Here is a 25,111-nt window from a genome sequence, read left to right on the forward strand (position 1 = left end):
CGCAGGCGGGCAGGACCGCCAGGACAGAAACTGCACTGGCGCAGCGAAACAACAATCGGATCGTCAACAGGGCTTCCCTTTTTCGGCCTTGTAACGAACTGACGATAAAGCGAAAACCTTCTCAAGCCGCCTTCGACGCAGCCGCCGCTCCGTCCAGCGCAGGGAAGGTTCGTTCCGTTCCAGTCCCAGCCGCCCGCATCAAGGTTTCGTGGCGATACTCGACAGATCGGTGGCGGTGTTGATCACCGTGCCGGCTTCCTTTCGCTCCGAATAGCGATCGACCAGCAGGGCGGTATGCGGGCGCAGCAGGACGGTGAAGCGCACCAGTTCCTCCATCACGTCGACGATCCGGTCGTAATAGCTCGACGGCTTCATGCGTCCGGCATCATCGAACTCGGCGAACGCCTTGGCGACCGACGACTGGTTGGGGATCGTGACCATTCGCATCCAGCGGCCCAGCACGCGGAGCGTGTTGACGCTGTTGAACGACTGCGATCCCGCCGATACCTGCATCACCGCCAGCGTGCGGCCCTGGGTGGGGCGCATCCCGCCCATGTTGAGCGGCAGGTGGTCGATTTGCAGCTTCATAATGCCGGTAATCTGGCCGTGGCGCTCGCGGCTGCACCACACCTGCCCCTCCGACCACAGCGACAGTTCGCGCAGTTCATGGACGGCCGGATGGTCGTCACCGGCGTGCTGGTCGGGCAGCGGCAGGGTGGATGGATCAAAAATGCGCGTTTCGCAGCCGAAGAAGCGGAGCAACCGCGCCGCCTCTTCGATGCACAGGCGCGAATAGGATCGCGCGCGCAGCGATCCATAGAGCAGGAGGATCCGGGGCGGCGGATCGCCGGCACCTAGCCCGAGGGCGGGCCGATCGAGCGCGTAACGCCGATCGAGTGCCGGCAGATGGTTGGGGTCGGCAAGGTCGCGGAGCGGCATCAGGCAATTCCAATTCGCAGCGCCAGCGCCGCCAGCGTGATGAGCAGGACAGGCACGGTGAGCGTGATCCCGACCCGGAAATAATAGCCCCATCCGATCCTGACGCCCTTCTGTCCCAGGACGTGCAGCCACAGCAGCGTCGCAAGCGAGCCAATCGGCGTTAGCTTGGGGCCGAGATCGCAGCCGATCACGTTGGCGTAGATCATTGCTTCCCTGACGGCCCCGGTCGCGTGCGTGGCTTCGATCGACAGCGCGCCCACCAGCACGGTCGGCATGTTGTTCATCACCGACGACAGGACGGCAGCGATCACGCCCGTTCCCAGCGCCGCACCCCACACGCCGCCTTGCGCGGTGCGGTCGAGCAGCCCCGCCAGATGATCCGTCAGGCCAGCGTTTCGCAGGCCATAGACGACCAGGTACATGCCGAGCGAGAAGATCACGACCTGCCACGGCGCGCCGCGCAGCACCTTGCGTGTCTCGATCACATGGCCCCGTCCGGCAATCACCAGCAGCAGGATCGCGCCGGCAGCAGCGACGGCGCTGACCGGCACGCCGAGCGGTTCGAGCAGGAAAAAACCGGCGAGCAGGAGCGCGAGGACGATCCATCCGGCGCGGAAGGTCGCGGCGTCCCGGATTGCGGCACCGGGTGCGCGGAGCGCAGCCACATCGTAATCCTGCGGTATATCGCGCCGGAAGAAGATTAGTAGCGCGCCCAGCGTGGCGGCGATCGACACCAAGTCGACCGGCACCATCACGGCCGCATAGTTGCCGAATCCGATCCTAAAGAAGTCGGCCGACACGATGTTGACGAGGTTCGAGACGACCAGCGGTAGGCTGGCGGTGTCGGCGATGAACCCCGCCGCCATGACGAACGCCAGCGTCGCCTTGTCCTTGAACCCCAACACCCGCAGCATGGCGATGACGATCGGCGTAAGGATCAGCGCCGCGCCGTCATTGGCGAACAGCGCCGACACCGCCGCGCCGAGCAGCACGATCAGAACGAACAGGCGGCGACCATGCCCCCCGCCCCAGCGCGCGACATGCAGTGCCGCCCATTCGAAGAACCCGGCTTCATCGAGCAGCAGGCTGATGACGATGATCGCTACGAACGCCGCGGTCGCGTTCCAGACGATGCCCCATACCACCGGCACGTCGGACAGGGTGACGACGCCCGCGAGCAGCGCCACGACCGCGCCGCCCATTGCGCTCCACCCGATGCCGAGCCCCTTGGGTTGCCAGATGACGAGCGCGATCGTCGCGACGAAGATCAGGACGGCAAGGAGCATCAGGCGACGCGCTGGCCCGGCGCATCGACGACCTGTTCGCCGTCTTCCTTGGCGAACGCGGCGAGCTGGCCGCTCGGCAGCAGATCAAGAACGGCTTCGGACGGGCGGCACAGCTTCACGCCGAGCGGCGAGACGACCAGCGGTCGGTTGATGAGGATCGGATGCCCCATCATCGCATCGAGCAGCGCATCGTCGGACAGCGCCGTGTCGCCCAGGCCCAGCTCCGCATAGGGCGTTCCCTTCTCGCGCAGCAGATCGCGCGGCGTCATGCCCGCGCGGTCGATTAGCTCGACCAGCAACGCGCGTGCGGGCGGCGTCTTCAGATACTCGACCACATGCGGCTCGATGCCGGCATTGCGGATCATGGCGAGGGCGTTGCGCGACGTGCCGCACTCGGGGTTGTGATAGATGACGATATCGACGGCCACGGGGCGTCCTTTCAGCAGCAGGGAGCGAGTTCGGCGATGAGCGGGGCGCACAGTTCTACGTTGCCCGCGCAGCAATCCTTGACGAGGAACAGCATCAGCGCGCGCAGGCCGTCTAGATCGGCGCGATAGATGATCGATCGGCTATGGCGCTCGGATCGGACCAAGCCCGCGCGGGCGAGAATGCCGAGATGCGCCGACATGGTGTTTTGCGGCACGTCGAGCTTGCGGGCGATATCACCCGCAGCCATGCCGTCCGGCTCATGTCGCACCAGCAGGCGGAACACATCCAGGCGCGTCCCCTGCGCCAACGCCCCAAGCGCACCGATAGCCGAATAAATTTCCATGCATCCAGCATAATGGATATATTAAATCCTGCAAAAGGCTTTTGTTCGCCCAACCGGCGCACGCTCGTAGCTACCATATGCTGTGGTAGCGGCATTCTTCCGCAGCATATGGCATGGACAGGGACCATGCGAGCCTCGGCGGTTCACGACTAACCGCGTGCTATTGATTATTTCAGCATCGGACGTTGCATCAGCGCCGCGATATTAAAATTGTCCAATGTTCTGAGTGCCCATCTTCGGCCTTTGAGGGGCACCACCGCTCTCCTGCCGTCCCGATCAGCCCGGCGGTGCCAGCCGATAGCCCACGCCCGGTTCGGTCAGGATCAGTCGCGGGTCGGTCGAGTCCTCTTCCAGCTTCTGGCGCAGATAGCCGATATAGACGCGCAGATACTGGCTGTCGGCCGATGCCGATCCCCAGCCGACCTCCAGCAGCCGCTTGTGGGTGACGACCTGCCCGGCGCTGATCGCCAGCGCCTGCAGAAGATCGAATTCCTTGCGCGACAGGCGGATCGGCTCCTCCTCGATCCGCACCGAGCGCGCGTCGAAATCGATCAGCAGCGGGCCGCTGCGATAGGTGCGCGGCTTGACCCGGACACTGGCCCGCCGGCGCACCGCCGCGCGGATACGCGCGGTCAGTTCACCGATCTCGAACGGCTTGTTGACATAATCGTCGGCACCTTCGTCGAGCGCCGCGATCTTTTCGCTTTCCTGATGGCGCGCCGATACGACGATGACCGACGCGGCGCTGATCGCGCGCACCGCACCGATCACCGTCTTGCCGTCCATGTCGGGCAGGCCGAGGTCGAGCAGGATCAGGTCGGGATCGATGCGCTGGACGGCGGCGATGGCGGACTCGCCGTCGCAGGCGGTCGCCACATCATAGCCCGCCGCGCGGAGACTCGGTTCGAGCACCGCGATCAGCGAGGGTTCGTCGTCGACGATCAGGATGTTGGTCATGACGCCGGCACGGCCCCGGCGATCGGCAGTTCGATAACGATCTTCGTGCCTCCGTTGCCGACGCCCGGCGTCTGTGCCTCGATCGAGCCGCCCAGCGCCTCGACAAAGCCCCTGGCGATCGCCAGTCCCAGGCCGCTGCCGCGCGGCGAAGCCTCGCTGCGGCGGACCCGGTAAAAGCGTTCGAAGACGCGGACTAGGTCGTCCTCCGGAATACCGCAACCCTCGTCGGCGATGCCGATCCGGCAGCGATCGCCCAGATCCTCGGCGGTCAGCACGATGCGCGTGCCGTCGGGGCCATAGAGGATCGCATTGTCGAGCACGTTGATGAGCACCAGTTCGAACAGCGCCGGGTTGGCGGATACGGCGATGCGCGGGTCCATCCCGGCCGTTTCGAATTGGCGACTGCCCGCGCGGGGACGCACACGCTGGATCGCGACGCCGATCATGTCGGCGACGCCCAGCGTCTGCAACGACGCCGGATCGTCGCCCACCTCCAGCTTGCTCATCTCCAGCAGGTTCGACGTGTAGCGGTTGAGCCGTTCGCAATCGTCAACGATCTGGCGCAGGAACTGGTCGAAGGTTTCGACGTCCAGCTTGTCGCGATAGATGCGGAGGCTCGACGCCGATGCACTGATCGCGGTCAGCGGCGTACGGAAATCGTGGCTGACCGAGTTGAGCAGCGCGGTCTTCAACTCCTCGGCCTTCAGCAGCGCGCGGCGTTCGGCATTCTGTTCGGACAGGATCGCGCGTTCGAAGGCGACCGACACGCTGCCGCCAAAGGTGCGGAGCAGATACAGGTCCATCGGGCCGGCGCCGGTCTCCTCCAGCAGCAGGACGCCGATCGTACCCTCGCTGCCGTCCAACCGGATCGCCACCAGCGGACGATCGACCAGCATCCCGTCGTCACTGGCAAGCAGCGTGGCGAGCATCGCGTCGACGTCGCGCGTGGTATCGGCGGGACCGAGCCATTCGACGCCGCCGGGTTGCAGGCGGAACAGCGTCAGGCGGGCGTTCAATATGGGTTCGGCGACGCTGGCGAGCGCCGCGATGATGTCGGTGACCCGTCCCGCCGATTGCAGCGCCCGGCTGAGCCGCAACAGGTTGGTCAGCCGGGCATTGCCGAGCTTCGCGAGTTCCGACCGGTCGCGCAGCCGCCCGGCGAGGATCCCGGTCACGATCGCGCACAGGTTGAAGATGAACAACGGTGCCAGATCGCGTTCGGTCCCGAGCCGGAACGAGAAGGCCGGCTGGGTGATGAAGAAGTTGAAGATCAGGAACGCCGCCGCCGCCGCGATCAGCGCGCTCGACAGGCCGCCGACCGCGCCGGCGACGGTGACGCCCAGCATGAACACCAGCGCGGCGGTCACTTCGTCATAATGGGTCGCGACCAGATTGCCGACCAGCGCGAGGACGAGGATCACGGTCGCGGTCGAGGCGAGCCCCTGCCGCGTCAGCGACAGCTTGAACCCACGCGAGGCGAGATCGGGGGTGATCATATGCGACGGCATATCGGCAGGTCCACTTCCACGAACGCGCCGCGGCATGGCCCGCGTGCCGCTGGGCGGTGGGTAGCCGGGCGGCGTGCGACGTCCATACATAAGAAAGCTATAGTAACGCCTTAACGTCACTTCGGCCTAGCGCCTGTTCAGGGCGTTGCGATGCCAAACCGTGCGGAATGTCGATTCCGTCCGGCGCCTCCCGCCGCCCCCACACAGAAGTCGCGCAGGAGAGGATGTATGCAGTGGCCGTTTATCCGTCGTCAGCGTATGAATGACGCGTTGCTCGACGCCGATCGTCGGTTCAATCAGGTTGAACGTGCCGCGCGCACCTATCGCGACGAACGCGACCGGTTGAAGGCTGCGCTGGTCGCGGTCAGCAACTACCCGCACTGACCATGGTCGACATCGCTGCCTTCGTCGCGATCCCGATCGGGAATATCGTGATGACGATCGGTTTCCTGAAACTGATCTGGGTATCGGACGAGGCGTTCGCCCAAGTCGGCGGGAACCACGCGACGCGCAACCTACCCGGCCTGATCTGGGTCGGGATCGGCGCCGCGCTGTGCTTCCTGCCGCTGGCGCTGCGCTATCCGGGATAATTCGCCCGCCGGGTCGGTCAGCCGGCGTGGCGGCGCAGTCGTTCCAGCATATCCTCCAGCGTCACCTCCGACAGCCGATCCTGCCCGTCGCCGCCGCGTAGTACGGTGGCGAGGTTCAACAGGATCTGCGTGACGTGATCGATCGACTGCAGGCCGGTCAGGTGGCGGCGCAGCGTCGCTTCGTCGCTGCCGAGGTCGAAGGCGAGATCGCCCAGCATCCGCGAGGCGCGCACCAGCTCGTCGGCCAGTGCGTCGCCCATCGGGATCGGCTGTGGAAAGGTCGACACCGCGTTCATTTCGAACACAGTTTCAGGACGCTGGCGGTCAGCGCGTCGGATGCGACCGGCTGTGCCACCATGCCGCGCGCCAGCGTGTGGCCGCCATTCTCCGCCGGGGAAAAGGCGTAGCTGCCCGCGCCCAGCATCGCCTTCAGCCCGCCGCCGCCATCTTCGCTGCCGTCGATCATCAGCACGCCGACCGCATTGGCGCCGGCCGCCTTGGCAGCGGCGGCGAACAGCAGCGAGATCGACGGCCGCTCGCCCGCGACCGGATCGCGCGCCAGCAGCCGCAGCTTGCCCGAAGGCCATGCGTCGACGACGACGTGGTGATCGCCCTGCGGCGCGAAATAGATGGTGCCCTGCTTGATCGCCATGCCGTCCGTGGCGACGACGACCTTCGGCGCGACCTGCGACCCGAGCTTTTCGACCATGCCCTCGACCAGTCCCGGGCCGAGATGCTGGACGACGATCGTCGGCGGGCAGTTGGCGGGGAATGCGCCGAACATGTCGAACATCGACGCGGTGCTCGACGCGTCGCCGCCCAGCACGATCAGGCGACCGTTCCAGTTGATCGGCGCCGCCGCCTTGGCGGCCGGGGCCTTCGCCTTGGTCGGGGCGTTGCGCGCCGACTTGATGCGTTTGCCGAGCTTCGCGATGATCGCATCGAGTTCGGCCGGCGCCGCGACGCGCGGCTTGGGCAGGCAGTCGATCGCGCCGAGGCGCAGCGCCTCGATCGTCTCGCCCGCGCCGTCGGTGGTGCGGGTCGAGAACATGATGACCGGCATCGGCTTCGATTCCATGATCTCGGCCAGATATTCGATGCCGCTCATGCCCGGCATCTCGACGTCGAGCGTGATGACGTGCGGCTTGAGCGATGCGACCATCGATCGCGCCTCTTCGGCACCATCCGCAAGGCCGACGACTTCCACACCCGGAATCCGCTCCAGCGCTCCCGAGATGAGCGCCCGCATGGTCAACGAGTCGTCGACGACGAGTACCTTCGTGCTAGCAGCCATGATGTGATTGTCCCAAAAAGTTTACGCGGTACGTCAGGCGGCTTCGGCCATCGGCTGGTCGACCAGACGGTCAAGCGCCAGCACCAGGATCATGCGATTGTCGATCGTCGCCAGCCCTTCGAGGAAGCGCGACGATTCGGTGTCGCCCATGTCGGGGACCGGCTGCATCGCGTCCGGGTGGATCGACACGATGTCGTTCACCGCATCGACGATGATGCCCTGCAACTGTTCGCCGATGCGCACGACGATGATCACGTGGCGCGCCGACGGATCGGTCTGGCCCCAGTTCAGCCGATGGCGCAGGTCGAATACCGGCAGCACCACGCCGCGCAGATTGACGACGCCGCGGACATAGGGCGGCACGTTGGGCAGCGGCGTCGCCGGCGACCAGGCGCGAATCTCGCGGATCGCCATGATGTCGACGCCAAGGATCTGGTCGCCCAGTTGGAAAGTGATGAGTTGGCGGGACATGGTCTAATCCTCGGGTACGAAACGGGTCAGTGCAGCACGCGGCGGATGGCGGCCGCGAGCTTTTCGGGGTGGAACGGCTTGACGATCCAGCCGGTCGCGCCGGCATCGCGGGCGCGCTGTTTCTTCTCGTCCGAGCTTTCGGTCGTCAGCACCAGGATCGGCAGGTTGCGTCGCCCCTGCCCGCGCACTTCGCTGATCAGGCCGAACCCGTCCATGCGCGGCATGTTGATGTCGGTGATGAGCAGGTCGGGTTGAAAGCCGTCGAGCTTTTCGAGCGCGTGGACACCGTCCTCCGCCTCGACGACGCTATATCCAAGATCGGTCAGCGCGACCCGCAGCAACATCCGCATGCTGGGCGAATCATCGACGGTCATGATCGTCTTTGCCACGGTAGGCTCCCTCGGTACGAAATCAGTCATCAAAAAAATTCCACGTCGCCGACGGCGGCGGGTGGCGGTGGCGGCTTGCGGACCACGATCACCGGCGGGGCCGCATCGACCACCGACCGGCACCGCGCCAGCCCGACCGCCGCGCGAAACTCGACCCGGCGCGCCTGCGTCCCCCCGACATCCTCGCCGACCAGCGCGATCCGCTCGTTGCGCAGGAAGGTGCGGGCAAAGGCGATGTTGGCACCCCCAATATCACGAAATCCTTCCCGCATCGTTGCACCGCCGAAGATTCGTGCCCGCAAACGCGATCTTGCGGCACCCATGGTCAACATTGCGTTGATGAGTACTTCCATCGCGTAAACGCCGTAGCGTTGCATCGATGCCGGGTCCGATGCAGTCCCGTCGGCGAGCAGATAATGATTGATCCCGCCGATCTGCGCGACCGGATCGTAGAAGCAGGCCGCGACGCAGCTGCCCAGCACCGTGGTGAGCACGACATCCGGCTCGCGGCTGACCTGCGTTTCGCCCTGCGCGACCGTGATCCGGCGCAGACCGTCGCGGGCCTGCAATGCGTTCACAGCGCACATTCCGCGAGTAGCCGACCCGCGATGCGGCGCAGTGGCAGTTGTTCGGCGACGCCGCCGATCTGCCACGCGATGGCGGGCATGCCGTAGACGACGCTGGTCGCCTTGTCCTGGCCGAAGGTCATGGCGCCGGCGGCGCGCATCGCCTTCATCCCCTCCGCCCCGTCATTGCCCATGCCGGTCAGGATCGCGGCGGTGGCATCGCGCCCCGCCAGCTTCGCGACCGAATGGAACAGCCGGTCGACCGAGGGACGATGGCCGTTGACCTTGTCCCCCTCCAGCAGGCGGCAATGGCGGCGATCGCCCATACCGGCCAGTTCCATGTGCCGCTCGCCGCCGGGGGCGAGGTAGATCTTGCCGACGCCCAGCACCGCGCCGGGACGGGCTTCCTCGACGCTCGGCGCGCACAGGCGGTTCAACCGCGCGGCGAAGCTGGGCGTGAAGGTCGCCGGCATATGCTGCACGATCATCGTCGGCGGGCAATTGGCGGGAAAGGCCGATAGCAGTTCGATCAGCGCCTCGACCCCGCCGGTCGACGCGCCGATCGCGATCATCGATCCGGGACGCGGCGTATAGCTCGCCCGTTCGTGGACGACCGGCGCGGCCGGCGCGACGCGCGCGGCGGGCCGGGTCTGCGACGCGGCACGCACCAGATCGGCGAGGTCGAACCCGCTATGGTCGTTATGCGCCATCAACCGGTTCTTGTCGAAACAGTCGAACGCGCCGCGCTCCAGCGCGGTCAGGCTCGCCTCTGCCCCTTGCGCGGTCAGCGTGGAGAGCATCACGACCGGCGTCGGGCGCAGCCGCATCAACCGTTCGAGGAAATCGAGGCCGCTCATCCCCGGCATCTCGATGTCGAGCGTGACGACGTCGGGGTCGAGCGCCTTGATCTGCGCGCGCGCCTCGTCGGCGCTGGCGGCGGTGCCGACGACCTCGATCCCCGGATCGGCCTGCAGCTTGCGGCGGATGATCGCCTGCATCGAATAGGAGTCGTCGACGACCAGCGCGCGGACGGTCATGCCGCCACCTTCTGATATGCGGTGCGACCGATCGGGCGGAATTTCCCCGTTACCGCGCCGAGCAACCGCTCCGAATGACCGATGTACAGCATCCCCCCCACCTCCAGTCGATCGGCGAGCCGGCCAAGGAGCCTTTCCTTGGTCGGTTCGTCGAAATAGATCATGACGTTGCGACAGAAGATCGTGTCGAACCGCCCCTTGATCGGCCAGTCGCCGAGCAGGTTGAGCGGCCGGAACGCGATCGCGTCGCGCAAAATCGGGTCGACGATCAGGTCGTCGCCCTCCCCCCGTGTCCATGCCGAGCGCAAGGACGCCGGCACGGTCCGCATCGTTTCCTTCGAATATCGCCCGGCGCGCGCCTTATCGAGCACGCTGGGCGACACGTCGGTCGCGAGCATCCGCAGATCGGCCTTGAGCAGCCGCTGCGCGAGGCCGCGGTCAGCGCCGAACGCCGCCATCAGCCACGAATAAGGTTCTTCCCCACTCGAACACGCCGCCGACCACAGGCGGACGCGACCGCCCTTGCTCAGCCGTTCGACCAGCCCGGGCCAGATGCGATCGACGAAATCCTCGAAATGATGGTTCTCGCGAAAGAAGCTGGTGTGGTTGGTAGTCAGCGCATCGACCGCGCGACCCCGTTCGCCGGCATCGCGACCGATGAACGCGACATAGTCGGCGAAGCTCGACAGGCCGCAGGCGCGGACGCGCGGTGCGATCCGGCCATAGATCAGCTGCGCCTTGCCCTCGGGCAGCAGGATGCCGACCTCGTCATACACCAGCGCGGCGATCGCGTGGTGGTCGGCGGGCTGGAAGTCGAACTCCCGTGCCCGGCCATTGTCGAGGGCGGCGGCGGCGCTCATGCGGCGATCGCCGCCGGCGCACGATTGCTGAAGCGACCACGCGTGGTCAGCGCATCGACGTCGACGATCAGCGCGACGCGGCCGTCGCCGAGGATGGTCGCACCGGCAACGCCGTCGATCGCCTGGTAATTGGCCTCGAGGCTCTTCACCACGACCTGCCGCTGATCCTGGATCGAATCGACTACCAGCGCCGCCTGGCCATGGTCGCCCTCGACCACGATCAGCACCGCATCGGTCGCGTTGCGCTGGGCATTGGCGATGCCGAGGTGATCGGCAATGCGCAGCACGGGCACATAGGCACCGCGCACGTCGAGCAACTGCCCGTCCGGGCCGAGCCGGTTGAGCGACAGGTCGGTCGGGCGCAGGCTTTCGACGATATGGCCGAGCGGAATGACGAACGTCTGTTCGCCCACCGTGACGATCATCCCGTCGAGCACCGCCAGCGTCAGCGGCAGGCTGAGCGAGAAGCTCGATCCGAAGCCTTCGCGCGACTGGATGCCGATGCGGCCGCCCAGCGCCTGGATGTTCTTGCGCACCACGTCCATGCCGACGCCGCGTCCGGAGACGTTGGTGATCGCCGCCGCGGTCGAGAAACCGGGCGCGAAGATCAGATTGTCGATCTCTTCGTCGGTCAGCGCCGCATCGGGCAGGATGATGCCCTTCTCGATCGCCTTGGCCTTCACCCGGGCGCGGTTGATCCCCTGCCCGTCATCGGCGACGGTGATAACGATGCGGCCCGACTGGTGCGCAGCCGACAGACGGACGACGCCTTCGGCCGGCTTGCCCGCCGCGACGCGGACGTCGGGCATCTCGAGGCCATGGTCGACCGCGTTGCGGATCAAATGGGTCAGCGGCTCGCCGATCCGCTCGACCACCGTCTTGTCGACCTCGGTCATCTCGCCATCGACTTCGAGGCGGACGCGCTTGCCGGTCTCGCCCTCCAGTTCGCGGACGATGCGCGGCACCCGGCTGAACACCGTCTTCATCGGCTGCGCGCGGATCGCCATCGTCGATTCCTGCAACTCGCGCGTCAGATGTTCGAGATCGCTTAGCTCGGAGATGCCGCCCATTGCGTTTTCGGCAAGACGCTGCGCCAGCATCGCCTGCGTGATGACCAGTTCGCCGACCAGGTTGACCAGCCGGTCGAGCTTGTCGAGGTCGACGCGGATCGTCTGCGCGGCCGGCGGGGTGGCCGCTGCGGGCGCACGCGGCGCGGCCTTCGCATCCTCCACCGGAGCGGCCGGGGTCGGCGCTGTCGCAGCGGGCGGAGGTGGAGGCGGCGGCGGGGGCGGAGGAGGCGGCGGGGGCGGAGGAGGCGGCGGCGGCGGCGGCGGCGCGACCGGTTCGTCGACGACCGCCTCCGCCGCCACCGGTTCGGCGACCGAATCGAGCAGGTCGAACAATGAATCGACGTCGTCCATGACCGGCGTCGCATCGCCCTTGGTCAAGGTGATCGCGCTGCTGTCCGAAAATTCGAATACCGCGCGAATATCGTCTTCGTCGACACTCGCGGGCAGCGCCACGTCCCATGCCAGATAGCCAGTTTCGGGATCGAGCGCGTCGAGACCCGGCAGCGCGCTGCGGTCGCACTGCGTCACCTTGCCGCCGAGCAGCGTCAATTCGCGCAGCAGCAGCAACGGTTCGGCGCCGTGCTCGAAGGCATTGGCCCCCGGCTGATAGCGCAGCCGCCAGCCATCAGCCGCATCGGCGCCTTCTTCGGACGGGGCGACGTCGCCCAGCAGCGACATCAGATCGTCGAAATCGTCGGAGATCGCGACCGGCTCCGCCTCGGCCGGCACTGCTGGCGCAGCCGCGGCATCATGCGCGCCGCCGCCACCGGCGGCGACCACCAGCCGGTCGAGCATCGCCGCATCGGCGGGCGGCTCGCCGCTATCGCGGGCGGCGGCGACATGATCGGCCAGCATGTCGAACGCGCCGACCACGACATCGAGCAGCGCAGGCGTCAGTTCGAGCGTGCCGTTGCGGATCAGATCGAGCAGCGTCTCATATTGATGGGTATAGGCCTGCAGGCGTTCATGGCCGAACGCACCTGCCCCGCCCTTGATCGAATGGACGCAGCGGAAGACGGCGTTGATCGTTTCCGAATCGCGGTCGCCGTCGCGCAGCGCTGCGAAATTGCCTTCCATCGCGGCAAGGCCTTCCTCGCACTCCTGAAAGAAGATCTGCTGAATTGCGTCGAGGTCCATGACGGGTCGCTCCGGATCAGGCGGCGAGAAGGGTGTCGAGGGCCGCCAGCGTCGCCATGTCGGCAAAGGCCGGGCTCGCGCCGACAATGGTGAAGTCGATATCGGCCAACGCCGCGGCCGCTTCCCCGGCGGCGAGGACTTGCAGGCAGGCCTGGCCGATACGCTCGACGCCCGATGCGTCGAGGCGGATCGGCTTGCCCGCGTCGATCGCGGCGCGCAGCGTCTGGCGCAGCGGGCCGGCGGCGGCGGTATCGAGAACGGCAGCTAGGGCGATGGGCATGATCGGGTCCAATCGGAAAGGACGTTGGGGTCGCGCTGGAAGCGCGGATCAGAATTCGGACCAGTCGTCCTCGTCGACCACGGGCGCCGCCATCGGCGCGGCGCTGCCGCCGCCCGCCGCCATCTTCTTGCGCGACGAACGGGCGATCTCGCGACCGACCTGCGCGGCGCGGGCCTGCAACCGATGCACGGCGGTCGGCATTTGCGAGATATGGCCGCTATTGCCATGACCGTGGAAACCCGACCCGATGGTGAAGCGGGCCACCTGTCGCGCCAGTTCCTGCGCCTCTTCGGCAAGGCTGCGGGCGGCGGCAGTCGCCTGCTCGACCATCGCCGCGTTTTGCTGCGTCACGCCGTCCATCTCGCTGACGGCGGTGTTGACCTGTTGCAGACCCGTCGCCTGCTGATCGGCGGAGGTGGCGATGGTGCCGACCAGCGTGCTGATCTCGCCGATGCGGGTGATGATGCGTTGCAGTGCCTTGCCGGTCTCGCTGACCAGCTCGACGCCCATCGCGACCTGTTCGGACGAGGCGGTGATCTTGGCCTTCACGTCCTTGGCCGCATCGGCCGAGCGCTGGGCGAGCGCGCGCACTTCGGAGGCGACGACGGCAAAACCCTTGCCTGCGTCGCCGGCACGGGCCGCCTCGACCCCGGCGTTCAGCGCCAGCAGGTTCGTCTGGAACGCGATGCCGTCGATCACGCTGATGATGTCGCCGATTTCGGCCGAGGCGCGCTCGATGCCGTTCATCGCTTCGACCGCGCGGCGGACGACGTCGCCCGACTGTTCGGCTTCGTCGCGGGTTTCGATGACCACCATGTTGGCGCGGCTGGCGCCGGTGGCGGTCTCCTTCACCGTGCTGGTGATCTGGTCCATCGCGGCGGCGGTTTCCTCGAGGCTTGCCGCCTGCTGCTCGGTGCGCTGCGACAGGTCGTCCGATGCCTGGCGAATGTCGTTGGCGCCGTTGTTGATACCGCTGGTCGCGTCGCGCACGGCCGACAGCACTTCGGACACCGCATCCATCGCCGCGTTGAAGTCGATGCGCAGCCGTTCGTAGTCCGCCGGGAAACTCTGTTCGATGCGGTAGGTGACGTCGCTGGCCGCAAGGCGCGATAGTCCTTGGCCGAGCGAACCGACGACCTGCTGCTGCGCGGCGGCCGCTTCCTTCACGACGCGGCCGTTCTCGCGGAACACTTCCATCGCGCGTGCCATGCGGCCGACACAGTCACGTTGGTCGGCAAAACCGATCGGCGTGGTGAAGTCGCCTTGCGCGATCCCCTCCATCCGCTCGACGGTTCCGACATAGGGATCACAGACGATCTTACGGAACAGCGCGGCGAGCAGCACGGCGACCAAGACCGTCGCACCGGTGATGCCCAGCAGCATCGGTTCCCCGAGCGTGCCGTTGACCGCCAGCACGGTCGTGACGAATGGAACGCATGTAAGCGCGACGTACACCATTCCCATAACTATGAATTTGGCGCGGATCGGCGCGTCTTTGCTGAACCACTTCATCGTCAACCTGCTCCCCGATACGTCTGCGCAAGACGACACTGTCGTATCGAATCAGGGGTTTTAGAGTGGGTGCGATAATTTACGGTTAACGGCAGAATTCCGCCAATTTCGACCGGCAACGTCCCCCCAAGTTCAGGAAATCGGATACAAAATAATGCCTTAGCCGAACCGATTTACAATGCCCCTGTATTGACAACGCTGGACAGGATGGTAGCGGTACCAGTGCCGGATCGTCCGGTAAGAATGATGGGCGGATCGAACCGTCAGAACCATCTAGGGGAGATAACGCATGAAGGGTCACCTTCTTCGCACGCTCGCGCGCACGTCGTCGACGATTGCGCTTGCCGCCTTGTTCGCAGCACCGGGCGTCGCCATCGCGCAGACCGCCGACACCGCCACCAATGCCCAGCCGGGCGCCACCGACGGAACGCAGGGCAGCGTTGCCCAGCCGACCGGGCAAGACCCGGTGCAGGAAGATGGCGGCGAAATCGTCGTCACCGGCATTCGCGCGTCGCTGAACCGCGCGATCGACATCAAGCGCAACTCGGCCGGCGTCGTCGATGCGATCTCGGCCGAGGATATCGGCAAGTTCCCCGACACGAACCTCGCCGAGTCGCTCCAGCGCATTACCGGCGTGTCGATCAACCGCGTCAACGGCGAAGGCTCGCAGGTTTCGGTCCGCGGCTTCTCGGGCGGGTTCAACCTCGTCACCCTGAACGGCCGCCAGCTTCCCGCCTCGAACGTCGACACCAGCGGCGCGGGCGATTTCGCGCGCGGCACCGGGCGTTCGTTCGACTTCCAGAACCTCGCCTCCGAAGGCGTATCGGCGCTGGAAGTCTACAAGACCGGCCGCGCCGCCATCCCGTCGGGCGGCATCGGCGCGGCGATCAACGTCGTCACCCGCAAGCCGCTGGATTCGCGCGAGACCGGTGTCACCGGATCGTTCGGCGTGAAGGCGCTGCACGACGTCAGCACCATGGCCGGCGAAGGCGCGCGCGTCCTGCCCGAAGTGTCGGGCCTGCTCAGCTGGCGCAATGACGGGCGCAGCATCGGCTTGTCGGTGTTCGGCAGCTATCAGCGCCGCGACAGCACCTCGGCACAGAGCGCACCCAATTATTTCACCGTGGTCCCGACCGCCGATGTGCTCAATCCCGCCGGCCCCTATGTCAACGGCCAGACGCAGATCGGGAACCGGCCGACGACCGAATTCACGCTGATCCCCAACGACAGCCGCTACCAATTCTCCGAAAACAAGCGCGAGCGCATCAACGGGCAGGCGGTGCTGCAACTCGCGCCGACCGAACGCCTGACCTTCACCGCCGATGCGCTGTTCGCGCAGAACCGGCTGGAGGAACAGCGCAGCGAGCAGACCAACTGGTTCAACCGCCCGTTCGGCGAGATCCGCTTCAACGGCAACGACGTGATCGCCACGCCCGATTTCATCTCGGAATCGATCAACGGCGTGAAGGATCAGGGCTTCGAACAGCAGTTCCGCGCGACGAAGACGCAGCTCCAATCCTACGGCCTGAACGGCAAGTGGGAGATGACCGACAATCTGACGCTGAACCTCGATGGCTATCATGCCGTGTCGAAGTCGACGCCCGATGCCGCCAACGGCACCTCGGTCACGCTGGTGTCGCTCGGTGCGCCGGTCATCGACAGCCAGGCGATCGATTACAGCAGCGGCTTCCCCCGCGTCACGCAGACGATCAACGACACGATCAACGGCAATGGCAACGGCGTCCTCGATCTGGGCGACCTCGGTACGCAGATTTCGCGCACCAACACCGCGACCCAGCGGCAGCGGATCAACGGCGGTCGCGCCGATCTCGGCTGGGATCTGGGTGGCGGCAGCCGGTTCGACTTCGGCGGTACCTATACCGATTCGCAGATGACCAGTGCCCGCGTGCAGACGCAGCAGCAGCTCGGCGACTGGGGCATCACCGATCCGGGCATCGTCCAGCGGCTGGCGTCGAACGTCGTCAAGACCTTCTGCCTCGACTGCAAGTTCGACACGTTCAGCCCGGCCGACACGAAGCGCACCGCCTTCCGCGGCAATGCGGTGGTGCTGAACGACCTGTTCTCCAACTTCTACGCCGCCAACCCGATCAACACGACCGCCAACGATTTCGACACCGTCGGCGAAAAGATCTGGGGCGTGTACGGCCAGATCACGTGGAAGGGCGAGATTGCCGGACGCACCGCCAACCTCGTCTTCGGCACCCGGTACGAGGAGACCAAGGTGCGCTCGACCGCGTTGCAGGCGGTGCCCTCGGCGATCAAATGGGATGCCGACAACGACTTCTCGTCGGTGATCTCGGCCACGTCGTCGACCGTCACGCAGCGCGGCAGCTACACCAACCTGCTGCCCGCGATCGATTTCAATATCGAGGTGTTCGACAACTTCATCGCCCGCGCCTCGGCCAGCCGTACGCTCGCCCGTGCCGATTACGGCAACCTGTTCGCATCGACCACGGCGGGTCCGCCGACGCGGCCGGTCGCGCTGGGCGGCCGTCCGACGGGGACGTCGGGCAATGCCGGGCTGCTGCCGCTGGTCTCTGATAACTTCGACGTGTCGGTGGAGTGGTATTACAAGCCGTCGAGCTATGTCTCGCTCGGCTTCTTCGACAAGCGCGTGCGCAACTTTATCGGAACCGGCGTCTTCAACCGCAGCCTGTTCGACCTGCGCGATCCGTCGTCGGGTGCGGCGGGCACGCGGTCGGGCACGGCGGCCGACCGGCTGCGCGCGCTGGGCGCCGACCTCAGCGACGTCAACCTGTTCACCTATACCGCGCTGCTCAGCCAGAATGGCGGCAACACCGCGCAGGCCGACGCCAATTTCCAGGCGAACCGCAATGCGGCGGGCGCGCTGAACCAGGATTACGTCAACAGCATCCTGCAATCGGTCGACATCTTCGCCAATGGCGACGATCCGCTGTACGACTTCGCGGTGTCGCAGCCGGTCAACAGCCGCGACGGCCATATCTATGGCTTCGAACTGGCCGGGCAGCATTTCTTCGGCAATACCGGCTTCGGCGTGCAGGCTTCGTACACCAAGGTTTATGGCGACGTGAATGCCGACATCGCCGCCGACCCCAGCGTCAACGTCTTCGCGCTGACGGGGCTCGGCGACAGCGCCAATGGCTCGATCATCTACGACAAGAACGGCCTGTCGGCGCGCGTGTCGTACAACTGGCGCGACAAGTTCCTTGCCGCCACCAATCAGGGCGACAGCCGTAACCCGTTGTTCGTGGCGCCGTTCGGCACGCTGGACTTCAACATCAGCTACGACCTGAACGATCGCATGGCGCTGTCGATCGAAGGGGTGAACCTGACCAGCGAACCGCTGGTACAATATGGGCGCGATCGTAACGCGCTGGTGTTCGCGCAGGAGCTCAAGCCGCGCTTCCTGCTGGGCGCACGATACCGCTTCTGATCGCGGTCAAGTGACTGGAAAGGGCCGTTCGTATTGGCGGACGGCCCTTTCCATCGCGACCGGCTCTTCCTACCGTGGCGACCTGTTGCCCAAAGGATCGCGATGCCCAACCCCGTACCGCTCAACAATGTCGACCATCACGACCTGACCGTCGCGGTGGAGCATGCCGCCGCCCATGGCGATGCGGTAAATCAGGTACTGCTGTTCCCCAACGAGTTCGAGGCGGCGCAGCGCGACTATCCGATCCTGTTCCGGCGCGACGATCGCGGCGGCACCTACGCCGTCGCGCTGCTCGGCCTCGACCCGGACGACAATCTCTTCCTCGGCTCCGACGGTGTCTGGTCGGCAAGCTATGTTCCCGCCGTCCGCCAGCGCGGGCCGTTCGCTCCCGACCCGTCGGGTGAAGGCGTCCGTATCGATCTCGACGATCCACGGGTTCGCCGCGACGGTTCGGGCGAACCGCTTTACCTACGCCATGGCGGCACGGCCCCGTACCTCGCCCATGTCGAGGCGGTGCTGGGTGTCATCCGCGAGGGGCAGGCGATCAACGCCCCGCTGTTCGCGGCATGGGAAGCGGCCGAATTGCTGCGCCCGACCACGATCGAGGTCGATCTGGGTGACGGGCAGACCTGTGCCATCGCCGACATACTGGTCATCGCCGACGACCGGCTCGATGCGCTGGATGCGGAGACGCTGGCGACGCTGCATCGTAGCGGCGCCTTGCGCGCGGCGTTCATGGCGTCGGCGTCGCTCGACAACATCCCCCGGCTGATCGAACGGCGTCAGCGGCGGCACGGCACATGACCGCGCCCCGCGCCGTCCGGTCGATCGCGGCGCGCGCCGATTGGTCGCCGGCGGCATTGGTCGCGGCGAACGAGCCAGTCGTGCTTCGCGGCCTCGCCGCCGATTGGCCGCTGGTCGCAGCGGGACACGAAGGTGTCGACAGCAGCGTCGCCTATCTCAAGCGCTTCGATGGCGGACGACCGGTCGTCGCCTTTACCGGCGATGCGGCGATGGGTGGCCGCTTCTTCTATCGCGACGATTTCACCGGCTTCAATTTTGACGCGGCGCGCACCGGCCTGTCCACCTGTCTCGATCGGATCGCGGCCGGGCTGGACGATCCCGCCGCCCCCGCCATCTATGTCGGGTCGACCGACCTCGACCTGTACCTCCCCGGCTTGCGCGGGGAGAACGACCTGCCCTGGCCCTCCGGCACGCCCGCGCCGATGGTCAGCATCTGGATCGGCAACCGCACGACCGCCGCGACCCATTACGACATGTCGAACAATCTTGCCGCCTGCATGGTCGGACGACGGCGCTTCACGCTGTTCCCGCCCGATCAGGTCGCGAACCTCTATCCCGGCCCGCTCGAACCCACGCCCGGCGGACAGGTGATGAGCATGGTCGATCTGCGCGCGCCCGATCTAGACCGTTTCCCCCGCTTTGCCGATGCGCTTGCCAACGCGCAGGTCGCCGAACTGGAGCCGGGCGACGTTCTCTTCTATCCGGCCTTGTGGTGGCATAATGTCGAGGCGCTGTCGCCGTTCAACGCCATGATCAACTATTGGTGGAACGACGCCCCCGCCTTTGCCGACAGCCCGATGACGACACTGCTCCATGCGCTGCTGTCGCTTCGTGAACGCCCGGCGGCGGAGCGGGCGGCATGGGCGGCGATGTTCGACCATTATGTGTGGAGCGGCGGCGACGACGCCCGCGCGCATCTGCCGCCCGCCATTCAGGGCGACCTCGCCCCGCTCGATGATGCAGCCGCCCGCCGGTTACGCGCGCGCTTGCTGCAGAGGCTGAACCGATGACCCCCATGCGGATCGTGATCGCGGGCGGCGGCACCGCCGGCTGGCTCGCCGCCGCGCTGCTCACCCGCCAGCTATCGTCGCTGGTCGAGGTGACGCTGGTCGAATCCGAAGAGATCGGCACGGTCGGCGTCGGTGAAGCCACGATCCCCACCATCCGCTCGTTCCACGCCCTGCTCGGCCTCGACGAAGCCGAATTCATGGCCGCGACCGGTGCCAGTTTCAAACTGGGCATCGCGTTCGAAAACTGGGCGCGGGGCGGCGACCGCTATATCCATTCGTTCGGCGAGGTCGGGCGATCGACCTGGATGGGCGATTTCCAGCATTTCTGGCTGGAAGCACGCGCACAAGGGGCAGCGGCAACGATCGGCGCCTATTGCCTCGAACACGAAGCCGCCGAGGCCGGGCGCTTCGCGATCGGTCCCGACGCGCCGCTCAACTATGCCTATCACTTCGATGCCGGCCGCTATGCCGCCTATCTGCGCCGCCGCAGCGAGGCGCAGGGGCTGACCCGGATCGAAGGAAGGATCGACCGGGTCGAGCGCGATGGCGAAAGTGGCGACATATCCGCGCTGGTACTCGACGACGGACGGCGGGTGGCGGGCGACCTGTTCCTCGACTGCACCGGTTTCCGCGCGCTGCTGATCGAACAGGCGCTGGGCGTGGGGTTCGAGGATTGGAGCCATTGGCTGCCGACCGACCGCGCGCTGGCGGTACAGACCGCGGCTACCGGCCCCGCTTTGCCCTATACCCGCGCCATCGCGCACGATGCCGGATGGCGCTGGCAGATCCCGCTGCAACACCGGGTCGGCAACGGGCTGGTCTACAGTTCGCGCCACCTGAGCGACGAGGCCGCGCGCGACCGGTTGTTCGCGTCGGTCGACGGACAGACGCTGATCGAACCGCGCCTGATCCGCTTCCGCACCGGGCGACGTCTGGCGACATGGGAGCGCAATTGCGTCGCGCTCAGCCTGTCGAGCGGCTTCGTCGAACCGCTCGAATCGACCAGCATTCATCTGGTGATGATCGCGCTGACCCGCCTGATCCAGTTGCTTCCCTTCGGCCATCCCGGCGACGCCGCCCGCGCGCGTTTCAACGACCAGTCGCGCCGCGAGATCGAAGCGGTACGCGACTTCGTGCTGCTCCATTATCATCTGAACCAGCGGCCCGAACCCTTTTGGCAGGAACGCCGCGAAATCACCCCGCCCGATACGCTGGCGGAGCGTATCGCGCTGTTTGCCGAAGGCGCCCATGCCTATCAGTCGGCCGACGACCTGTTCCGCGTCGGATCATGGCTGCAGGTGATGCTGGGTCAGCGGCTTGCGCCGGCCGCGCATCATCCGCTGGCCAAGATGATGCCGCCGGGGCAATTGGCCGCCGTGCTGCGCGAGTTGCAGAGGGGCATCGCCGCGCGCGTAGCCGCCTTGCCGGCGCATCAGCAATTCCTCGACAGCTATTGCCGCAGCGACGCGTGACGCTTTCGTACGACGGTCAGCCGCGTCGATAGGGATTATGGATGTTGTCGAGCCATCCCGCCATGGTGCGCGATGCCGGCGATACCGTTCCGCGCGGACGGCGCGCGGCGACGATGTCGATCTTCACACCCTCGTAATGCAGTCCGGCCCGCCCGCCCTTGGCCCAGCGCACGGTCGCTTCGATATGGTGGACGGTCCCCATGGTGATCAGCACGCGATCGCCGGGGACCAATTCGACCGGATTGTCGATACAGGCGCCCGTTTCCGACAGATTGCGGACCCGACATTCGACGACCTGATCGCTGGTTTCGACGCGAGCGTTCAGGATCACACTATCCCGGCGCGATCGTTCGGCAGGCATGGCGACATCATCTTCGTTCATGACGACGATATCCTGGCAGATCGTCGGTCAACGCCGGGTTAACCAGCGTCCGCGAAATTGGTGCCCCTGGCCGGGCTCGAACCAGCACTCCTTTCGGAATCCGATTTTGAGTCGGACGCGTCTACCAATTTCACCACAGGGGCACGCAGGCGGTCCGTTAGCGCAAGGCGATCACGCCTGCAACCTTCAGGAAAAGACCTGATCGATATCGGCCGAACCATAGGGATCCTTGGGATCAGGGCCGAAGCGGTTGGGCCCGGGCGTTCCGTCGCTGACGTACAGGACGAACAACCAGATCCAGCCGATGATGGGCAGCAACACCAGCAACATCCACCATGCCGATCGATCGGTGTCGTGCAGCCGCCGAAACGCGACGGTGAACCCTGGAATGAGCAGCGCAAGCGACGCGATCAGGTTCAGCGGCCCGCTACCATCCCATCCCAGTCCGATGATCGCGTCCACGATCGACGTGGCGATGCCGACGACGAACGAAAACAACGTGAACATCCAATATTCCATCCGGCGCGACCGGCCGCGAACCTCGAAATACCGCCGCAGCGGCAGCAACATCCACTCCATCATCATCCCCCCGTTTGTCGTTATCCATGTGTCGCAACCCGGCGGTCACAACGCAATCGTTCAATTGGTCGGTGCTCGCCGCCGATAGCTGAGCGCCTCCGCGACATGCGCCCGCCCGATTCCGTCCGCCCCCGCAAGATCGGCGATGGTCCGGCTGACCCGCAGCACGCGGTGGAAGCCGCGCGCCGACAGCCGCATCGATTCCGCCGCCTGCGCCAGCAGTGTCCGTGCCGGCACGTCGAGCACCGCCACACGTTCGAGCACACCGCCATCCGCCTCGGCATTGGTCCGCACCCCGTCGGCGGCATAGCGTTCGCGCTGCACCGCCCGCGCCGCCGCCACGCGCGCCGCGACTTCGCGCGACCCTTCGGCGGGCGGCGGCAGGACCAGATCGGCGGCGCTGACCGCCGCCATCTCGATCGCCAGATCGATCCGGTCGAGCAGCGGGCCCGATACCTTCGCCTGATAATCGGCGGCACAGCGCGGCGCGCGGGCACAGGCGAGCGCCGGATCGCCCAGATGCCCGCAGCGGCACGGGTTCATCGCCGCGATCAGTTGCACCCGCGCCGGAAAGGTCACATGCGCATTGGCGCGCGCGACGCTGACCTGTCCCGTCTCCAGCGGCTGGCGCAGCGAATCGAGCACCGCCCGCTGAAACTCGGGCAATTCGTCGAGGAACAGCACGCCCAGATGCGCCATGCTGATCTCGCCCGGCTTCACCCGCAGCCCGCCGCCGGTCAGCGCCGCCATCGACGCCGAATGATGCGGCGACCGGAACGGCCGCACCCGCGTCATCCGCCCGCCGGTCAGCGTCCCCGCGACCGACGCGACCATCGACGCTTCCAGCGCCTCGGCCGCATCCAGCGGCGGCAATATCCCCGGCAGACACGACGCGAGCAGCGACTTGCCCGCCCCCGGCGGCCCGACCATCAGCAAATTGTGGCCACCCGCCGCCGCTATTTCCAGCGCGCGCTTCGCGGTCTCCTGCCCCTTCACCTGGGCGAGATCGTTGCCGCGCCACCCGTCCTCGGCCCCGCCGGGTTCGGGATTGCCGAGCAGTTGCTCGCCCTTCAAATGGTTGAGCAACGACAGCAGGTCGGGCGCGGCGACCACCGGCGTACCGGCCCATGCCGCTTCCGCACCCTGTTCGGCGGGACAGATCAGCGACCGCCCCTCCCCGCTCGCCAGCATCGCCGCCAGCAGCACGCCGGGCGATCCCGCAATCCGTCCGTCGAGGCTCAGTTCACCAACGACCAGATAGTCGGAGAGCGTTTCGGCATCCACCACCCCCATCGCCGCCAACAGGCCGAGCGCGATCGGCAGGTCGTAATGCGATCCTTCCTTGGGCAGATCGGCGGGCGATAGATTGACGGTGATCCGCTTGGGCGGCAGCGACAGGCCGATCGCGGCGATCGCGGCGCGGACCCGTTCGCGGCTTTCGCCCACCGCCTTGTCGGGCAGGCCGACGACGACGAACGCCGGGACGCCCGGCGCGAGTTGCACCTGCACCTCCACCCGCCGCGCCTCGAGTCCGAGATACGCCGCCGTCGATACGATCGCGACCATGACTGCCCCTGTTCCCCTTGGGCCGCCGTGTCCCGCATCGGATCGACGCGGTCAAGCGACCGGGCGTCGCAGCCGTCTTGAACCGGCAAGACACGGGTGGCATGGCAGCATATCATGCAGATCCTCCTCCTGGCGCTCGGTGCCTTGCTGATCCTCGCGACGCCGGTGGTCGCGGTGCTGCCGGGTCCGGTCGGGATCTTCACCTTCGCCGCCGGGCTGGCGCTCATTCTGCGCAACTCGCGCTGGGCACGGCGCCGCTTCGCGCGGACCATGCGCCGCTTCCCGCGGATGCGCGCGCTGTCGGACCGGGCGCTACGCCGGCCGAGTGCCAGACGGCGGCGGCTGCGCGCCGATCTGATCGCCTCCTCCGTTGACTTGGAAGCGGTGCATCGCTAAGGGGCTGACCACGCGGCCGCCGTCACTGGCGGCTTTTTACGTTCTAGCAGTTTGAATACCCGGGGAATGAGTGATGAAGCGGACTTTTCAGCCGAGCAACCTGGTACGGGCCCGTCGTCACGGCTTCCGCTCGCGCATGGCGACGCCGGGCGGCCGCAACGTGATCCGCGCCCGTCGTGCGCGCGGCCGCAAGAAGCTGTCGGCCTAAGGAAAATGCTTCGCCGCCGGGATTATCTGGCGGCGAATGCGGGACGCCGGGCCCCGATGCCCGGCTTCGTCCTGCTGGTGCGACCGCGCCGTGCGGACGAACTGGCCGAATCGCCCGATGCGATGCGAATCGGCATTACCGTATCGAAGAAGGTCGGAAACGCCGTCGTCCGCAACCGGATGAAGCGGCGTTTTCGCGCGCTTGCCGCCGAAATGCTGCCCGATCTGGGCATTGCCGGAGCCGATCACGTGCTGATCGGGCGGGCGAGCGGGATCGAACGCCCCTTCGACGATCTCAAGGCCGATCTGACCAAGGCATTGCGCAAGGTCCAGCGGTGACCGGCGACGGCGAATCGCCCCGGCCGGGCATTGCCGCCCGCGCGTTGATGCTGATCGCGCGCGCGTGGCAATTGGGGCCGTCGCTGATCCTGCCGCCCTCCTGCCGCTATCAACCTTCCTGTTCGGCCTATGCAATCACCGCCATTGCCCGCTATGGCGCGGCAAAGGGGGGCTGGCTGGCCGCGAAACGCATCGCGCGCTGCCATCCCTGGGGCGGGCACGGCCACGACCCGGTGCCTTAGAGCCTAAGGA

29 protein-coding genes and 1 tRNA gene are annotated in these 25,111 nt (G+C 66.5%); 10 read left to right on the top strand and 20 right to left on the bottom strand.

All coding sequences use genetic code 11. The annotated features are described in order from the left end of the window. Nucleotides 1-198: 198 nt before the first annotated feature. The 6 genes from arsH to ACZ1JS_RS08585 form a co-directional block, all read right to left on the bottom strand. A complete protein-coding gene (gene arsH, locus ACZ1JS_RS08560) occupies nt 199-939 on the bottom strand; it encodes an arsenical resistance protein ArsH (protein ID WP_465168548.1) in 741 nt (246 codons plus the stop codon). After that, a complete protein-coding gene (locus ACZ1JS_RS08565) occupies nt 939-2,225 on the bottom strand; it encodes an arsenic transporter (RefSeq protein WP_465168549.1) in 1,287 nt (428 codons plus the stop codon). Before ACZ1JS_RS08565 ends, arsH begins: the two co-directional genes overlap by 1 nt. Next, complete coding sequence (gene arsC / locus ACZ1JS_RS08570) at nt 2,225-2,653, bottom strand: arsenate reductase (glutaredoxin) (protein ID WP_465168550.1); 429 nt, start codon at nt 2,651-2,653, stop codon at nt 2,225-2,227. Before arsC ends, ACZ1JS_RS08565 begins: the two co-directional genes overlap by 1 nt. Before the next feature lie 11 nt (nt 2,654-2,664). After that, nucleotides 2,665-2,997, bottom strand: coding sequence for an ArsR/SmtB family transcription factor (locus tag ACZ1JS_RS08575; protein ID WP_465168551.1), 333 nt, complete (start codon nt 2,995-2,997; stop codon nt 2,665-2,667). A 276-nt stretch (nt 2,998-3,273) separates the two neighbouring features. After that, nucleotides 3,274-3,954 (bottom strand): response regulator transcription factor, encoded by a 681-nt coding sequence (locus tag ACZ1JS_RS08580; protein ID WP_465168552.1) that lies wholly within the window; start codon nt 3,952-3,954, stop codon nt 3,274-3,276. Beyond that, nucleotides 3,951-5,450: a sensor histidine kinase gene (locus ACZ1JS_RS08585; RefSeq protein WP_465168553.1), complete on the bottom strand. Its 1,500-nt coding sequence runs from the start codon at nt 5,448-5,450 to the stop codon at nt 3,951-3,953. The genes ACZ1JS_RS08580 and ACZ1JS_RS08585 overlap by 4 nt, the downstream gene beginning before the upstream one ends. Nucleotides 5,451-5,690: 240 nt before the next feature. On the opposite strand from ACZ1JS_RS08585, the gene ACZ1JS_RS08590 reads away from it, so the two are divergent. Then, nucleotides 5,691-5,846, top strand: a complete 156-nt coding sequence (locus tag ACZ1JS_RS08590) for a hypothetical protein (RefSeq protein WP_345878380.1) — start codon at nt 5,691-5,693, stop codon at nt 5,844-5,846. Nucleotides 5,847-5,848: 2 nt separating this feature from the next. Then, nucleotides 5,849-6,052, top strand: a complete 204-nt coding sequence (locus tag ACZ1JS_RS08595; protein WP_465168554.1) for a hypothetical protein — start codon at nt 5,849-5,851, stop codon at nt 6,050-6,052. Between the two features lie 17 nt (nt 6,053-6,069). On the opposite strand, the gene ACZ1JS_RS08600 is transcribed toward ACZ1JS_RS08595, so the two are convergent. From ACZ1JS_RS08600 to ACZ1JS_RS08645, 10 genes are read right to left on the bottom strand one after another with little or no spacing between them, the layout of a single operon-like run. After that, nucleotides 6,070-6,339, bottom strand: a complete 270-nt coding sequence (locus ACZ1JS_RS08600) for a hypothetical protein (protein WP_345878377.1) — start codon at nt 6,337-6,339, stop codon at nt 6,070-6,072. 5 nt (nt 6,340-6,344) lie between these two features. Next, nucleotides 6,345-7,346: a chemotaxis protein CheB gene (locus ACZ1JS_RS08605; protein WP_242116542.1), complete on the bottom strand. Its 1,002-nt coding sequence runs from the start codon at nt 7,344-7,346 to the stop codon at nt 6,345-6,347. A 33-nt stretch (nt 7,347-7,379) separates the two neighbouring features. Then, nucleotides 7,380-7,817 (bottom strand): chemotaxis protein CheW, encoded by a 438-nt coding sequence (locus ACZ1JS_RS08610; RefSeq protein ID WP_242116543.1) that lies wholly within the window; start codon nt 7,815-7,817, stop codon nt 7,380-7,382. A gap of 26 nt (nt 7,818-7,843) precedes the next feature. Then, a complete protein-coding gene (locus tag ACZ1JS_RS08615; RefSeq protein ID WP_242116544.1) occupies nt 7,844-8,206 on the bottom strand; it encodes a response regulator in 363 nt (120 codons plus the stop codon). A 29-nt stretch (nt 8,207-8,235) separates the two neighbouring features. After that, complete coding sequence (locus tag ACZ1JS_RS08620; RefSeq protein WP_431311898.1) at nt 8,236-8,784, bottom strand: chemotaxis protein CheD; 549 nt, start codon at nt 8,782-8,784, stop codon at nt 8,236-8,238. After that, nucleotides 8,781-9,809, bottom strand: a complete 1,029-nt coding sequence (locus ACZ1JS_RS08625) for a protein-glutamate methylesterase/protein-glutamine glutaminase (RefSeq protein WP_345878374.1) — start codon at nt 9,807-9,809, stop codon at nt 8,781-8,783. Before ACZ1JS_RS08625 ends, ACZ1JS_RS08620 begins: the two co-directional genes overlap by 4 nt. Next, a complete protein-coding gene (locus ACZ1JS_RS08630; protein ID WP_465168555.1) occupies nt 9,806-10,669 on the bottom strand; it encodes a CheR family methyltransferase in 864 nt (287 codons plus the stop codon). Before ACZ1JS_RS08630 ends, ACZ1JS_RS08625 begins: the two co-directional genes overlap by 4 nt. Further along, on the bottom strand, nt 10,666-12,876 hold the full coding sequence (locus tag ACZ1JS_RS08635) for a chemotaxis protein CheA (RefSeq protein ID WP_465168556.1): 2,211 nt from the start codon (nt 12,874-12,876) through the stop codon (nt 10,666-10,668). The genes ACZ1JS_RS08630 and ACZ1JS_RS08635 overlap by 4 nt, the downstream gene beginning before the upstream one ends. Nucleotides 12,877-12,892: 16 nt before the next feature. Next, nucleotides 12,893-13,156, bottom strand: coding sequence for an STAS domain-containing protein (locus ACZ1JS_RS08640; protein WP_465168557.1), 264 nt, complete (start codon nt 13,154-13,156; stop codon nt 12,893-12,895). A gap of 48 nt (nt 13,157-13,204) precedes the next feature. Beyond that, nucleotides 13,205-14,668, bottom strand: a complete 1,464-nt coding sequence (locus tag ACZ1JS_RS08645) for a methyl-accepting chemotaxis protein (protein ID WP_465168558.1) — start codon at nt 14,666-14,668, stop codon at nt 13,205-13,207. A 289-nt stretch (nt 14,669-14,957) separates the two neighbouring features. On the opposite strand from ACZ1JS_RS08645, the gene ACZ1JS_RS08650 reads away from it, so the two are divergent. The 4 genes from ACZ1JS_RS08650 (at nt 14,958) to ACZ1JS_RS08665 (ending at nt 21,390) form a co-directional block, all read left to right on the top strand. Then, complete coding sequence (locus tag ACZ1JS_RS08650; RefSeq protein ID WP_465168559.1) at nt 14,958-18,104, top strand: TonB-dependent receptor; 3,147 nt, start codon at nt 14,958-14,960, stop codon at nt 18,102-18,104. Nucleotides 18,105-18,206: 102 nt separating this feature from the next. Continuing rightward, a complete protein-coding gene (locus ACZ1JS_RS08655) occupies nt 18,207-18,908 on the top strand; it encodes a SapC family protein (RefSeq protein ID WP_465168560.1) in 702 nt (233 codons plus the stop codon). Beyond that, nucleotides 18,905-19,918 (top strand): cupin-like domain-containing protein, encoded by a 1,014-nt coding sequence (locus tag ACZ1JS_RS08660; RefSeq protein WP_465168561.1) that lies wholly within the window; start codon nt 18,905-18,907, stop codon nt 19,916-19,918. The genes ACZ1JS_RS08655 and ACZ1JS_RS08660 overlap by 4 nt, the downstream gene beginning before the upstream one ends. Then, nucleotides 19,915-21,390 (top strand): tryptophan halogenase family protein, encoded by a 1,476-nt coding sequence (locus ACZ1JS_RS08665; protein ID WP_465168562.1) that lies wholly within the window; start codon nt 19,915-19,917, stop codon nt 21,388-21,390. The genes ACZ1JS_RS08660 and ACZ1JS_RS08665 overlap by 4 nt, the downstream gene beginning before the upstream one ends. Before the next feature lie 16 nt (nt 21,391-21,406). Here the strand turns inward: ACZ1JS_RS08665 and ACZ1JS_RS08670 are convergent, their stop codons facing one another. The 4 genes from ACZ1JS_RS08670 to ACZ1JS_RS08685 all read right to left on the bottom strand — a co-directional run bounded on the left by ACZ1JS_RS08670 (nt 21,407) and on the right by ACZ1JS_RS08685 (nt 23,917). Next, entirely contained in the window at nt 21,407-21,772 is a 366-nt protein-coding gene (locus tag ACZ1JS_RS08670) for a PilZ domain-containing protein (RefSeq protein WP_465168563.1), read from the bottom strand. Between the two features lie 58 nt (nt 21,773-21,830). Beyond that, nucleotides 21,831-21,915, bottom strand: a tRNA-Leu gene (locus ACZ1JS_RS08675). Nucleotides 21,916-21,958: 43 nt separating this feature from the next. Beyond that, on the bottom strand, nt 21,959-22,357 hold the full coding sequence (locus tag ACZ1JS_RS08680) for a DUF805 domain-containing protein (RefSeq protein ID WP_465168564.1): 399 nt from the start codon (nt 22,355-22,357) through the stop codon (nt 21,959-21,961). A 54-nt stretch (nt 22,358-22,411) separates the two neighbouring features. Then, nucleotides 22,412-23,917: a YifB family Mg chelatase-like AAA ATPase gene (locus ACZ1JS_RS08685; RefSeq protein ID WP_465168565.1), complete on the bottom strand. Its 1,506-nt coding sequence runs from the start codon at nt 23,915-23,917 to the stop codon at nt 22,412-22,414. Nucleotides 23,918-24,031: 114 nt separating this feature from the next. On the opposite strand from ACZ1JS_RS08685, the gene ACZ1JS_RS08690 reads away from it, so the two are divergent. The 4 genes from ACZ1JS_RS08690 to yidD all read left to right on the top strand — a co-directional run bounded on the left by ACZ1JS_RS08690 (nt 24,032) and on the right by yidD (nt 25,101). After that, on the top strand, nt 24,032-24,313 hold the full coding sequence (locus ACZ1JS_RS08690) for a hypothetical protein (protein ID WP_465168566.1): 282 nt from the start codon (nt 24,032-24,034) through the stop codon (nt 24,311-24,313). Between the two features lie 73 nt (nt 24,314-24,386). After that, a complete protein-coding gene (gene rpmH / locus ACZ1JS_RS08695) occupies nt 24,387-24,521 on the top strand; it encodes a 50S ribosomal protein L34 (RefSeq protein WP_055760664.1) in 135 nt (44 codons plus the stop codon). 5 nt (nt 24,522-24,526) lie between these two features. Continuing rightward, nucleotides 24,527-24,859 carry a ribonuclease P protein component gene (gene rnpA / locus ACZ1JS_RS08700; protein WP_465168567.1) on the top strand — a complete coding sequence of 111 codons (333 nt, stop codon included), beginning with the start codon at nt 24,527-24,529 and terminating at the stop codon, nt 24,857-24,859. Nucleotides 24,860-24,888: 29 nt separating this feature from the next. Continuing rightward, nucleotides 24,889-25,101, top strand: a complete 213-nt coding sequence (yidD, locus tag ACZ1JS_RS08705) for a membrane protein insertion efficiency factor YidD (protein ID WP_056452573.1) — start codon at nt 24,889-24,891, stop codon at nt 25,099-25,101. Nucleotides 25,102-25,111: the final 10 nt, after the last annotated feature.

Source organism: Sphingomonas sp. BL-S-05, from assembly GCF_055521695.1.